The 13,265-nt window shown below is 48.9% G+C and carries 8 protein-coding genes and 1 tRNA gene; 6 read left to right on the top strand and 3 right to left on the bottom strand.

The window, feature by feature from the left end; genetic code table 11:
- Positions 1 to 73: 73 nt before the first annotated feature.
- Positions 74 to 730, bottom strand: coding sequence for a peptide-methionine (S)-S-oxide reductase MsrA (gene msrA, locus FW415_RS13270; RefSeq protein WP_168208809.1), 657 nt, complete (start codon positions 728 to 730; stop codon positions 74 to 76).
- Between the two features lie 233 nt (positions 731 to 963).
- Here msrA and FW415_RS13275 point away from each other — a divergent pair, with 233 nt between their 5' ends.
- From FW415_RS13275 to FW415_RS13300, 6 genes are all read left to right on the top strand, one after another.
- Complete coding sequence (locus tag FW415_RS13275) at positions 964 to 3,069, top strand: endonuclease MutS2 (RefSeq protein WP_148385739.1); 2,106 nt, start codon at positions 964 to 966, stop codon at positions 3,067 to 3,069.
- Positions 3,070 to 3,103: 34 nt separating this feature from the next.
- The gene (locus tag FW415_RS13280; RefSeq protein ID WP_148385741.1) at positions 3,104 to 3,991 is read left to right on the top strand and encodes a helix-turn-helix domain-containing protein; all 888 of its coding nucleotides are present in this window, start codon (positions 3,104 to 3,106) and stop codon (positions 3,989 to 3,991) included.
- 460 nt (positions 3,992 to 4,451) lie between these two features.
- Positions 4,452 to 5,633 (top strand): efflux RND transporter periplasmic adaptor subunit, encoded by a 1,182-nt coding sequence (locus FW415_RS13285; RefSeq protein WP_148385743.1) that lies wholly within the window; start codon positions 4,452 to 4,454, stop codon positions 5,631 to 5,633.
- A gap of 76 nt (positions 5,634 to 5,709) precedes the next feature.
- Positions 5,710 to 8,895, top strand: a complete 3,186-nt coding sequence (locus FW415_RS13290) for an efflux RND transporter permease subunit (protein ID WP_148385745.1) — start codon at positions 5,710 to 5,712, stop codon at positions 8,893 to 8,895.
- A gap of 15 nt (positions 8,896 to 8,910) precedes the next feature.
- Positions 8,911 to 10,320 carry an efflux transporter outer membrane subunit gene (locus tag FW415_RS13295; protein WP_148385748.1) on the top strand — a complete coding sequence of 470 codons (1,410 nt, stop codon included), beginning with the start codon at positions 8,911 to 8,913 and terminating at the stop codon, positions 10,318 to 10,320.
- A 367-nt stretch (positions 10,321 to 10,687) separates the two neighbouring features.
- A tRNA-Ser gene (locus tag FW415_RS13300) sits at positions 10,688 to 10,772 on the top strand.
- Between the two features lie 333 nt (positions 10,773 to 11,105).
- On the opposite strand, the gene FW415_RS13305 is transcribed toward FW415_RS13300, so the two are convergent.
- Together FW415_RS13305 and FW415_RS13310 are read right to left on the bottom strand one after the other, a co-directional pair.
- On the bottom strand, positions 11,106 to 12,194 hold the full coding sequence (locus tag FW415_RS13305; protein WP_148385750.1) for a type I restriction endonuclease: 1,089 nt from the start codon (positions 12,192 to 12,194) through the stop codon (positions 11,106 to 11,108).
- A 77-nt stretch (positions 12,195 to 12,271) separates the two neighbouring features.
- Positions 12,272 to 13,264, bottom strand: a complete 993-nt coding sequence (locus FW415_RS13310; RefSeq protein WP_148385753.1) for a DUF4407 domain-containing protein — start codon at positions 13,262 to 13,264, stop codon at positions 12,272 to 12,274.
- Between the last annotated feature and the right edge of the window lies 1 nt (position 13,265).

The following is a 13,265-nucleotide window of genomic DNA, read 5'->3' on the forward strand; positions in this document are numbered from 1 at the left end:
AAAATGAAAAAATCGCTATAACCCCATGCGAAAACGGGCATCATAGCGATCCTTGTAGCTTTTTGCCTTCCGGCTATTTCTTCAGTTTGTCTTTAAACACCTTTTTGAATTTCTCCAGTTTCGGTTTGATAACATAGGTGCAATACGGTTGGGAGCCATTCAGGTTATAGTAATCCTGATGGTAATTCTCCGCTACATAAAACGCCTTATACGGTGATATCTCCGTAACGATCGGATCGTCATACACCTTTTCCTCATTCAGCTTTTTCTTATACAGCTCTGCCAGACGCTGCTGCTCCTCGTCGTGATAAAATATCACCGAACGGTATTGCGGCCCCACGTCATTGCCCTGACGGTTGAGGGTAGTGGGGTCATGCGCCTGCCAGAAGGCTTCCAGCAGCGTCTCAAAAGAGATCTTTGCCGGATCGTAGGTGATCTGTACCACCTCCGCGTGGCCGGACAGGCCGGTGCTGACCTCTTCGTACGTAGGATTGGGCTTGCTGCCCCCGGAATAGCCGGATTCCACCCTGAGCACACCTTCCAGTTGCTGGAACTGTGCTTCCGTGCACCAGAAGCAGCCGGTCCCGAAGGTGGCGACCGCAGTTGTCATATCTTTGTCAATAGTCATATCTTCGGGTACTTTTTCCGTTTTTTTCGATGGCTGCGCGCAGGATGCCAGACTGGTAACCAGCAGGCAGGCGGACAGCAGATGTTTCTTCAGGTGTATCATAAGCTTGATCTGTCTGTCAAATTACGATATCCCTGGTGTATTGGATCAACAAGTTAAGTAACTTTAACATTCTTTTGAGAAAGCGCATGAGATGACGAACCGCATTTGTCACTCATGATTGTCTGTTGATCAATCATTTTTTTACAATTCAGACGGATAGGCCAACTTTGCGGAACGAAAAAGGAGGGCTGCATGGGCCGGCAGCCGGTAACTATTTAAAAATTGACTAGAAGGTGAAGTATTTTCCAGAGTCGGCGCCGGTGCAGTTGGAGTTTGACAAGGTTAAGGGATTATTGCAGGAGCATTGTAAAACGGAACTGGGCAAGCAAATGGCCGTAGAACTGCGACTGCATACCCATATTGATTATGTGAGAACAGCCTTGCAGCAGGCGCATGAATACAAACAGCTGGTGCTGCTGCAACAGCATTTCCCTAATGACTATGTGCTCAATCTGAAGAAAGAGCTGCGCCTGCTGGAAATTCAGGGCTCCGTGCTGGCAGGTGATCAGTTTATGCAGCTCCGCAAGCTGGCGGACAGCATGCACAGCATAGTACGTTTTTTTGATGCCGACAGGAGAGAGACCTATGCAGGATTATATGAGGTCATCTCCAAAACATATTACGAAAAGAAGATCGTTTCACTGATAGATGAAGTGCTGGATGAAACGGGGCAGGTGCGGGACAATGCCACTCCTGAACTGGCGAAGATCAGGATGTCCCTCTTCCGCCGGCGTTCAGACCTGCGGAAGGTATTTGACCGCATTCTCGGCAAATTGCAGAAACAGGGTTACCTGGCAGATATAGAGGAGAGTTTTCTCAACGGGCGCAGGGTAGTGGCTATTTTTGCCGAACAGAAGCGTATGGTGAAGGGGATACTGCATGGCGAGTCGGATACCCGCCGCACAGCGTTCCTCGAACCGGAAGAGACCATTCAGCTGAACAATGAAGTGTTCTCGCTGGAAAGGGAAGAACAAAGGGAAGTGTACAGGATACTGCGTACCCTCACCGCACAGCTGCAGCAATATCAGCCTTTGCTGCAGGGGTATCACGATATCCTGGGCATCTATGATTTCATCCGGGCCAAAGCCCGGCTTGCCCTGGACATCGACGGGAATTATCCCATGCTGATGCCGCATGCGCAGGTGCATCTGGTAGAGGCCTATCACCCCCTGCTGTTGCTGTATAACCGCAAACAGGGGAAGCCTACCATACCTGTTAACATGTCGCTGGACAAGGACCATCATATCCTTGTGATCAGCGGCCCGAATGCGGGGGGCAAAACGGTGACGCTGAAAACGGTGGGCCTGATACAGCTTATGCTGCAGGCCGGCCTGCTGGTGCCGGTGCATCCCACCAGCCAGTTGGGTATTTTCCGGCAGCTGATGATCCACATCGGGGACACGCAGAGCCTGGAATTTGAATTGAGCACCTACAGTTCGCACCTGAAGAATATGAAGCACTTCATGGAGAACGCCAACGGAAAAACGCTGTTCTTCATAGACGAACTGGGCAGCGGCTCCGATCCCAACCTGGGCGGCGCTTTTGCAGAGGTGATCATGGAGGAGCTGGCCAGGAAACATGCCTTCGGCATCGTGACCACCCACTACCTTAACCTGAAGATCATGGCAGGCAAGGTGAAGGGGATACTCAACGCTGCTATGGCCTTTGATGAAGAGCATCTGCAGCCGATGTACAGGCTCATCATCGGAAAACCGGGCAGTTCCTATACGTTTTCCATCGCGCAGCGCATCGGGCTGGACCCGTCGCTGATCAGCCGCGCCAGGAAACTGGTGGATGAAGGGCACTTCCGGCTGGACAAGCTGCTGAACAAAGCGGAGCAGGACCTGCAAAAGGTGGAAAGCAAAGAAAGGGAGCTGCAGAAGTTGCTGAAAGAGAACGAGAAGCTTAAAAAGGAATACGAGATACTGGCAGACAAGGAGCGGGTGCAGCAACAGCATAATATCCTGAAGCTGCAGAACAAGATACGCGAGGAAGAGATCCAGTACCTGAAAGATATGGAGCGCAAGCTGAAACAGATCGTTGTGGAATGGAAACGCACGGACGACAAGCAGAAAGTGATCAGGCAGGCGGAAGCGCTGCTTTTCAGCAAGAAGACGAAGGCCGCCAATGAAAAGATCCAGCGGAAAGTGCAGGACAAGTTCGAGGAATTAAACGGAGATATCAAAACGGGAGACAAGGTGAAGATAAGGACCAATAGCCAGGTGGGGAAGGTGACAGAGCTGCGCAACAAAAACGCCATCGTGCAGGTAGGGAATATTCCCATCACGGTAAAGATAAATGACCTGGTATTGGTCAGGGAAAAACAAAAGGTGGAATAAACACCGAACCATTTAACCTGAAAATTCTCATCTCATGCAACTGACAAAGCATAATCATATACCGCTCATCAGTATCGGGGATTCGGAGAGTATTACCGAAGGGTCCCAGTTCATGATCCAGCTCATGCAGCTGCGTGATGTGGACTGGGAGGGATTTGACATGCCCCACCGCCACGACGGATATAATATTAATGTACTGCTGAAGGGCTCCGTGACCGAATATATCGATTTCGAGAAACATACCGTTCACGCGCCGGCCATCATCATGCTGGAGCCGGACCAGATACATCAGCACGATATGAGTTCCGATGCGGAGGTGCTGGTGCTGTATTTCACGCGTGACTTTCTCATTACCGAAACGCTCGGGGTACTCAGCTGCTGGCAATGCATATTCAAGGATAATATTGTTCATCTCGATGAAAGTCAGCTGCAGGAAGTATTGTCCTTTGCGCGCATCCTGCTGCAGGAATACCGGAATGACAAGCCGCGGAAAGAAGCCGTGATCCGGAATGTGCTGAGTGCTTTTATCATTGCTTGCGGGCGTATTGCCCGGCCGGAGGACGAAGAGGATTTCCACGCGGATATTTCCATCAACGGGCTCGGTATCCAGTTCAAGATACTGGTAGACCAGCATTTCAAGGAAAAAGTACAGGTATCGGACTACGCGGAAATGCTGCACGTCACCCCGGGGCACCTGAATGATACGGTAAAAAACACCATCGGGCGCAGCGCCAAGCAGATCATCGATGCCAAGCGCATTATGGAAGCAAAGCGCCTGCTGTTCTGGCAAAGGCTGTCTGTAAAGCAGATAGCGGGAGAATTGAACTTTGATGACGATGCCTATTTCTCCCGGTTCTTTAAAAAACATACGGGGCTTTCACCGGCCGTTTTTCAGAAGACTATCCGTGAAAAGTACAACTAAACCCCCGATTTGGTATATACATGATATAGTTTAAACTTACTACATTTGCAGAGTCAATTAGCCGCATCAATACTTTAGGATCATGAAAATGTAATCAATCCATAATCAGTGTAAGCTTTTTTTATGACAGCAGTAACAAAAAGCTAACCTCAAACGATTATGGATATACTGCTAGCCCAGGCAGTTGTTTAGTCTTCCTTTTTTCACACCATGTTTTGAATACACAGGCACTTCCATGCCCGTATGTTCCGCTATGTTAATTGCTTTTTTGTACAAAAGAAGCGGTAGGCATACACGGTGCATAAGATCCGGCGAAATGGAAGCAGTCAACGATGAACTTTGAAACACCAGCAAGCTACGGCATGCCAGGCATTGATCCGCCAACACGGATATGTTCAACAGCATGCCGGCTTTAGCCGCTTGAACCGAACTCATGTTAAATTCTATAACCTAATAACACATGGAACTATCACAAAAAAGAATGATCACACACAAGCCACTCAGTTACTTGCCCGGCATCCTGGCGTTGGCTGTATTCCTATATAGCTGCTCGTCCCCCCAGGCAGGTGCGCCCCCGCAAGGCCCTCCGCAGTTGCCGGTGATGGCAGTTGTATCGGCCCCGGCTACTACTTACCTGGAATTTCCCGCTTCGCTGGAAGGAAAGGTGAATGTAGACGTGCGCCCGCAGGTATCCGGCTATCTGGAAAAGATATTTGTAGATGAAGGCGCTTATGTAAAAGCAGGGCAGCCTTTGTTTAAAATAGACCCGAAAGTATATGCGGAACAACTGAACGGCGCCAGCTCCAACCAGCTTGCTGCACAGGCTAACGTTGAAAAGGCGCAGGTTGAAGTGGACCGTCTGTCTCCCCTGGTTGCCAGCAACGTGGTCTCTGACGTGCAGTTGAAAACGGCAAAGGCAAACCTGGAGGTAGCGAAGGCTGCTTTAGCCCAGGCCAGGGCCGCAGTAGGCAGCGCACGGATCAATGTAGGCTATACCCTGGTCACTGCGCCGGTGAGCGGTTACATAGGAAGGATTCCTTATAAAGTAGGCGCCCTTGTAAGCAACATCGACGCCCAGCCCCTCACCGTGCTTTCCGATGTACATGAAATGTACGCTTACTTTTCAATGAGCGAAACGGACTTCATCACATTCAAGAACAACTTTCCAGGCAAGACGCTTGAAGAGAAGCTGAAGAATACACCTCCTGTTGAGTTGATACTGGCAGATAACAGCACGTTCGCCCAGAAAGGAAAAATAGGAATGATAGAGGGGCAATTCGATAAAACAACCGGCGCCATCACTTTCCGGGCCACCTTCCCCAATGCCGGCGGCGTACTGCGTACGGGCAACACTGGCAGGGTAAGGTTCGCACAGGAAGTTCCTGATGCTATTACGATACCGCAGGGCGCCACATTCGAGATTCAGGACAAAGTATTGGTATATACTGTGGCTGATAGCAATAAAGTAGCCAGCAGACCCATCAGCATCGCCGGAAAAACTGCCAATCTTTATTTTGTAAGCGGCGGGCTGAAAGCAGGAGAAAGGATCGTTTTGTCCGGAACAGCCAATTTAATGGATGGGGCTGTCATCATACCGCTGCCGGTATCTGCGGATAGTGTGCTCCAGTCAAGACCGTTGTAAGTAACAAGCGATACTTTAATTGTAAAGTGTCACATGCAAAATCAATTTTGCTTACGATCTAAAAAGTGAATTTATCATGTTAAGAAGATTTATATTAAGGCCGGTCCTTTCTACGGTAGTGTCCATAATTCTACTATTATTGGGCATCATATCATATTTTGCCCTGCCTGTTACGTTGTTTCCCGACATCGCGCCGCCCAGTGTGACGGTGACGGCTGTCTACCCCGGGGCCAACGCCGAAGTAGTGGCCCGTTCCGTGGCTAACCCGATAGAGGAAGCGGTGAACGGTGTGGAGAACATGACCTACATGACCTCCAACTCCAATAACGATGGCAGTATGGTTTTGACGGTCTTTTTCAAACAGGGGACCGATCCGGATATCGCTGCCGTGAACGTGCAGAACAGGGTATCCAAAGCCACCAGCCAGTTGCCCGCAGAAGTGGTAACGGCGGGTATCAGCACGCAGAAAGTGCAGAACGGTTTCATCATGTTTATGGGATTGTATAGCGAAAACCCTGAAGAATACGATGAAAAGTTTCTGCAAAACTATATCAAGATCAACCTGATTCCGCAGATCCAACGTGTACCCGGCGTAGCCCAGGCGCAGATTTTTGGCGCCAAAGACTATTCCATGCGTGTCTGGTTAAAGCCTGATCGCCTTGCAGCGAATAACCTTTCTCCGCAGGATGTATTGAACGCGATCAGGGATCAGAACATAGAATCCGCCCCGGGCCGTTTGGGCGAAAGCAGTACGGAGACCTTTGAGTTTATATTAAAATACAAAGGTAAGCTGAGCCTGAATGAAGACTATGAGAATATTGTGATAAGGGCCAACAGCGATGGCGCCATGCTTCGCTTGAAAGACGTGGCCCGTATAGAATTCGGGTCGCTCAACTACGGAGCCAACAACCTGCTGGATGGCAAGCCGGCCGCAGGCTTTGCCATCATTCAGACGGCCGGCTCCAACGCTAATGAGATCCTTGATAACATCGAGCATCTGCTGGTGGATTTTACCGCCTCTCTCCCTACCGGTGTGAAGACGGAGGTGATGTACAATGCCAAGGACTTCCTGGACGCCTCCATACACCAGGTCCGTGAAACGCTCGTGATCGCATTTTTGCTGGTGTTCCTTGTGGTGTACATATTCCTGCAGGATTTCCGTTCTACGTTGATCCCTGCTATCGCGGTGCCGGTGGCCATTTTAGGCACATTCTTCTTCCTGCAGCTGTTTGGTTTCAGCATCAACCTGCTAACCCTGTTCGCCCTGGTGCTGGCAATCGGTATTGTGGTGGATGATGCGATAGTGGTGGTGGAAGCGGTGCACGCCAAAATGGAACAAACGCGATGGCCGGCAAGAAAAGCTACCCTGAAGTCGATGGATGAAATATCAGGAGCTGTTATTTCTATTACCCTGGTGATGATGGCGGTATTTATACCCGTTGGTTTTATGGAGGGCCCCGCAGGTGTGTTCTACAGACAGTTTGCATTTACGCTGGCCATTGCTATCATGATCTCGGCGATCAATGCATTGACCCTGAGCCCCGCGCTGTGTGCCTTGTTCCTGAAACAGGAAGAGGGGGAACATGGTGTGAAGACGGGATTCGGAAGCCGCTTCTTTAATGCCTTTAACGCCGGTTTCCGCTCTATGACGAACCGGTATATCAAGAGCCTTAATTTCCTGATCCGCCGTAAGGCGATTGCCATAGGTCTCCTGGTAGTAGTAACGATCGGTGCTTTTTTACTGGCCAGAACAACGCCTACCGGGTTTATTCCCACGGAAGACCAGGGCTTCGTATTGTATGCCCTGAACACCCCCCCGGGCAGCTCAATGGACAGAACGCATCAGTCTACCAAAAAAATAGACGAGACGCTTCGCCAATTCCCTTCGGTGAAACATACCTGGACGGTGGACGGTTTTAACTTCATCAGCAATGCCGCCGCATCTCCTTATGCCGCAGGGTTCATACGCCTGAAAGACAAAGGCGAAAGAGGTGAGGTGGAGAACATTGACCAGATCACCGGAATGATGTACGGGCCCGCGAGCGAGATGAAAGATGCCAGCGCCTTCTTCTTTAACTTCCCAACGGTGCAGGGCTTTGGTAACGTGAGCGGTTTTGAGTTCATGTTGCAGGATAAGCTGGGGCGTCCGCTGGACCAGCTGGGTAATAATGCCTGGGCTTTTATCGGCGCTTTAATGCAAAGAAAAGAGATTGGTGCGGCCTTCACCACCTTCTCCGCCAACAACCCGCAATACCAGGTGCAAGTAGATAATCTCAAGGCCAAACAATTAGGCGTATCCGTTAGCGACCTGATGCAGACTTTGCAGATATATTACGGCAGCAGTTATGTTTCGGATTTCAACCGTTTTGGAAAGTACTATCGTGTTGTAGCGCAGGCTGATGTACCCTATCGTACGGATATTCACTCGCTCGATGGTATTTATGTGAAGAATAGCCAAGGTGAGATGGTGCCGGCAAAATCAATGGTGACGCTCAAGCGTGTGTACGGCCCGGAAACGGTGACCCGCAACAACATGTTCAATGCCGTTACCATCAATGGTACTCCCAAACCGGGTTATAGTACGGGCGATGCCATCAAAGCCATTGAGGAGACCGCGAAAGAGGCGTTGCCGCATGGATACGGGTATGAATGGACCGGAGCGACCCGAGAAGAGATCAACGCCGGCGGCCAGCAGATCTACATCTTCCTGCTCAGTATCTTGTTCGTGTACTTCCTGCTGGCAGCGCAATACGAAAGCTATGTATTGCCGCTTGCTGTTATCCTGACCATCCCTACAGGTATCCTGGGTGTATTTGCCTTCATCGGTTTTGCCGGTCTGGACAATAATATCTATGTACAGATTGGTATGATCATGTTGATCGGCTTGCTTGCGAAGAACGCCATCCTGATAGTGGAATTTGCCGTGCAGCGGCGACGCAACGGTATGGGCCTGCTTGAATCGGCTCTGGCCGGGGCAAGAGCCAGGCTGCGCCCCATCCTGATGACTTCATTCGCCTTTATCGTAGGGCTGATACCCCTGGTATTTGTGCAGAAAGGGTCCGCGGTGGGTAACCATTCAATTGGTTATAGCGCTATCGGCGGCATGTTAACCGGTGTGATACTAGGCATATTTATTATTCCTGTGCTGTATGTTATATTCCAGTTCTTGCAGGAAAAAATAACCGGACGTCCCGGTTTAAGGGTTTATGAAGAAGAGATGGAAGGGGAAACGGAAAAAGAGTTGGAAGAAGCAACTGTATAAAGTAAATCAAGGATCATGACGCAATATTCAAAATATTTAATAGTTATACTGGCAGCCGCTTCCTTTGCCGCATGCAAGGTGGGTAAGGACTTTCAGCGGCCGGAAGTAGCGCTGCCATCACAATTCGGTAATACGGCCGCAACAGACAGCACCGTGGCCAAAGCCTCCTGGAAACAGTTTTTTCCTGATCCGGCTTTGCAACAGCTGATCTCCGAAGCGCTGGCCGGCAACTTTGACCTGCAAATAGCGCTGAAACGCATAGAAACGGCTTCCGCCTATGTAAAACAGGCGAAAGCAGCCCTGCTGCCCTCCGTGACAGCCAATGCCACAGCCAATACCAATATCCCCTCCAAGAACAGTCTGAACGGCCTGAGCCTGAATGAGTTCCTGGGTACCAGTCATATCGAGGACTACACGCTTGGTGTGGGCCTCTCCTGGGAGATCGATATATGGGGAAAGATACGGCGCCAGAAAGAAGCAGCACTGGCCGCTTACCTGCAAACCTTTGAAGCTGCCAAGGCGGTGCAGACCGGGATCGTGGCCAATGTAGCGAACAGCTATTTCAATCTGCTGATGCTGGATGCCCAGCTGCAGATAGCCCGGCGCAATGCCTCCCTCAGCGATACCATCGTACAGATGATCCGCATGCAGAAAGCTGCCGGGGAAGTAACCGAGCTGGCTGTACAGCAGGCCGTGGCGCAACGTCAGACCGCAGAGCTGCTGATTCCGCAGCTGGAGCAGGCGGCCGCTATCCAGGAGAATGCCATCCGCATTCTCACCGGCCAGCTGCCGGGGACGGTTACACGGAACACTACGCTGGACCGCTTTCCGTTGTGGGACAGTCTCCATACCGGCGTACCTGCGGAAGTGATCGGTAACCGCCCGGATGTGAAAGCCTCCGAGCTGAGCCTGAAAGCCGCCAATGCCAATGTGGGCGTGGCTCAGGGTAGCATGTACCCGGCGTTGAGCCTCACGGCAAACGGAGGACTGAACGCTTACGAGATAGGGAAGTGGTTCTCCATGCCCAACTCTCTGTTCGGTACCGTGGCCGGGAACATCGCCCAGCCCGTATTTCAGCAGCGCCGGCTCAGAACGCAGCTGGAAGTATCGAAAGTGGAACGGGAGCAGGCCGTGATTTCCTTCCGCCAGGCAGTCACCACCGCCGTACGCGAAGTCTCCGATGCGCTCATTCAGCTGGAAAAGCTGCAGGAACAGCAGGAGATCGCCGCATCAAGATTGCAAACCACACAACAGGCCGTGGGTAATGCCCGTCTGCTGTTCCGCAGCGGCCTGGCCAATTACCTGGAAGTCATCTCCGCGCAGAGCAACAGCCTGCAGGCTGAACTGACCCAGGTAGATATCCGCCGCCAGCGGCTGACAGCCATGGTGGACCTTTACCGTTCACTCGGCGGCGGTTATCAATAAAGAAAAGGGAATTGATGACAGGTGATAGTTGTATGTTTTTAGGAAACAACAGACAGGTTTACTGAAGAATGCAGGCAGCAACTGTCATCTGTCAACATTGACCTTTCTTCATGAACATCAGGTTTGAACCGGTAAACTTAGCCAGCAAGGCGGTTTACCGGTTTTTTTATGCCCCGGTGAGAGAGGGGGAATACGGGTCGTTCAGGAGGCAGGGTACTTTGCCCGCCGGCCTTTATTGAGGCAGTGCAGGTATGCTTTGAGCGTGTAGCCTTGACTGAAATGCTTTACCGGTAAGGATTACAGGATTTTTCAAAAACGGAAGCAAAAAATATTTTTTTTAATTCGACCGGATTTATACTTTTGCGGCGGAGGAATGGCAGAGCGGTCGATTGCGGCAGTCTTGAAAACTGTTGACTGTAACAGGTCCGGGGGTTCGAATCCCTCTTCCTCCGCAAGACGAAATTAAAGAGGTCGTCTCCTATGTTTGTGAGAAACATGGAGACGGCCTCTTTGTACGTTTTTATGAGCAGCAACTTATTGATAGTCAATATTAAATAGTGCGTTCAAGCTCGTGAGGGCATGATTGAACACATCCATCTTTTTCAACGCCAGCATTAAGCTGGATATTCATTGTGGCGCTACAAAGACGCTTAACTCAACGTAAAGGAATGTTTGTTAACACCGTGTAAGGACTGAACTTAATTTATCGCTGCGCCCAATGAGAAATACCCTGTCGTTGGACCTGCCGTTGTCTGAATGTTGTAGGATGTTTTGCGAGTATTAGTTCAAGTTGCCTGAACTTTTTCTGAATCATACCAATCAACAGTCTTGTAGAGTGTCTCCTCGAATTTAAAGATGTCGTCGACAGTTGAAATCTCAGTCTTTGTTTCTTTTTTCTGCTCATCAAAAGTGCCGATATATCTCCTCGAACCGTTCAAATACAATCTACATACGGTTTTTCGATTATTATCATCCAGCAGTATTGCGAAATAGGATTGGGCATCCCGGTATGCTATTCTGGTGGGCTTTATCTTTTGACGGAGAATTGTCTTTACAATCATATAACCTTCCTTCTCCTCTTCGGTCGTTTCAATAAATGAACCCTTTTCTTCGGCATTTGTTGTTGCCGGCTTCTTTTCAGAAACAGGTTGCTCCGCATCATTTTCCTTTTCCAACGCAGATTTGAGCCTTTCAGTTATCAGATCATTTATGTACTGTTGTATTGACTTCTTAGTAAGCGTAGCGAACTGATCAACAACTTTTGAAGTCAACATTCCCTTATATATCTGTTTGGCAAAGAGTTTAACAAATCCTTCAGAGGGATTTTGAAACTCGATATTTATCAGCGTTTTGAGCTCATTCATATATTTTAGCTCGCTCGCAGTGGTTTGAATGTTTTCTATATTGAAATACGACTTGTGAAATTTCTTTAATTCTTCGATCTGGTTGTCTTTTATATCCGTGACATTGAATTCAAAGAATGGCTTTTCATCCATTTTATTCGGCTCAACAAGATCTGAATAAAACCGGTAAATTATTCCATTGGACAATAGGCCGAACTTGGCGGCTATAGTATGGAAGTACCGGAAAAGCTGGGAATTGTGCGGATCAAGGCTTTCTCCCCAATGCTTACATTCAATTAGTATAGAGGGCTGGCCTTCTTTCATAATGGCATAGTCGACTTTTTCGCCCTTCTTGATCCCGATATCCGCAATAAATTCCGGCATTACTTCAAACGGGTCAAATACATCGTAGCCCAGGACTTTAATGAAAGGCATGATAAAGGCATTTTTAGTTGCTTCTTCCGTTTGAATCTGGGTTTTAAGTTTTTCGACCTTGTCGCCGAAGCGTTTAATTTCATCTTTGAAATCCATGGGAAATTTTTTCGGTTTTGATTTTGTCAGAAATTTTGTTAAGGGAGATATATTACTCTACAGACTTTTCTATTTTTCTACACAAACCCTTTTTCAAGGGCATCAAGTCGTCGAATCTGCAGGTTCCTATGGTGCAATACGGTCTTTTCGTAATCATTAGACCGGTCTCCCATCTTACTGAATAATACCAACATTTCTATAAACAGGAAAAACAGTATCCAAAGAAGCCAGAAGCCCAATGCAACATAAGATGCCGATAGCATTCGCGCCATGATCGTTAATTCATCCAGAAATCCCGTATTCGCTTTCATTTCTTCTTCAAGTGCAGGTTTCATGTGAAGTAACTCACCTTCCTTTTTGGTTTTTTGTTGCCGTAGGGTGCCGATGGTAGAATCGAGGGATTGCTCGATTTTAATTTTAGGATTTGGCACTTCATTCCTTACAACAATAACATTAGTGCGCTTCTCAGGAATAGTCGTGTCCCGGCCTGAAGGAGTTTTGCCTTGAACCTGCACCCAGGTAGATTCTGTTTGTGTGGATACGACTATCAAAGTCGGATGTTTAGCGATGTCCTCTCTAATATTTCTTTGCTCCTCTTCCTTTTTATCAATCGTCGTGTCCAGCGCAGCAATCTGCTTTCTGAGTTCTTCCGTTTTTGAGGGTAATATCTTATCCACTCTTTCTGAGACATAGGAAATCTTTTCGATCTCGATATCTTTCTCAAACAATATCTGATCGATAATCACTGCCCCCAGAATAGACATCATGAAAGCCAAACAGCTTCTGAAAATAAGCAACCACCGGTTCGGATTGATAGATAAGATGATCTGCTTTTCAACCTGTACAATGATCACGGTTGAAAGTACACCTGCCAGTATGCAACCCGGCAGACTGAGTGACAGGTAACGATGCGCGAAAGTAAAACCAATAAAAAACCACAGAATGCAAACGATCAGCATGGCTGCGGTGTATTTCTTCACGGATTTAGAGGCCGCTTCGCTGCAATTTCGCAGGATGTTGTAGTTGTATCCGGTCATGAAGCAGCCGAAACGGATCCATAGATGTTTCATA

The sequence above is a fragment of the Chitinophaga sp. XS-30 genome, assembly GCF_008086345.1.
Classification (GTDB): domain Bacteria; phylum Bacteroidota; class Bacteroidia; order Chitinophagales; family Chitinophagaceae; genus Chitinophaga.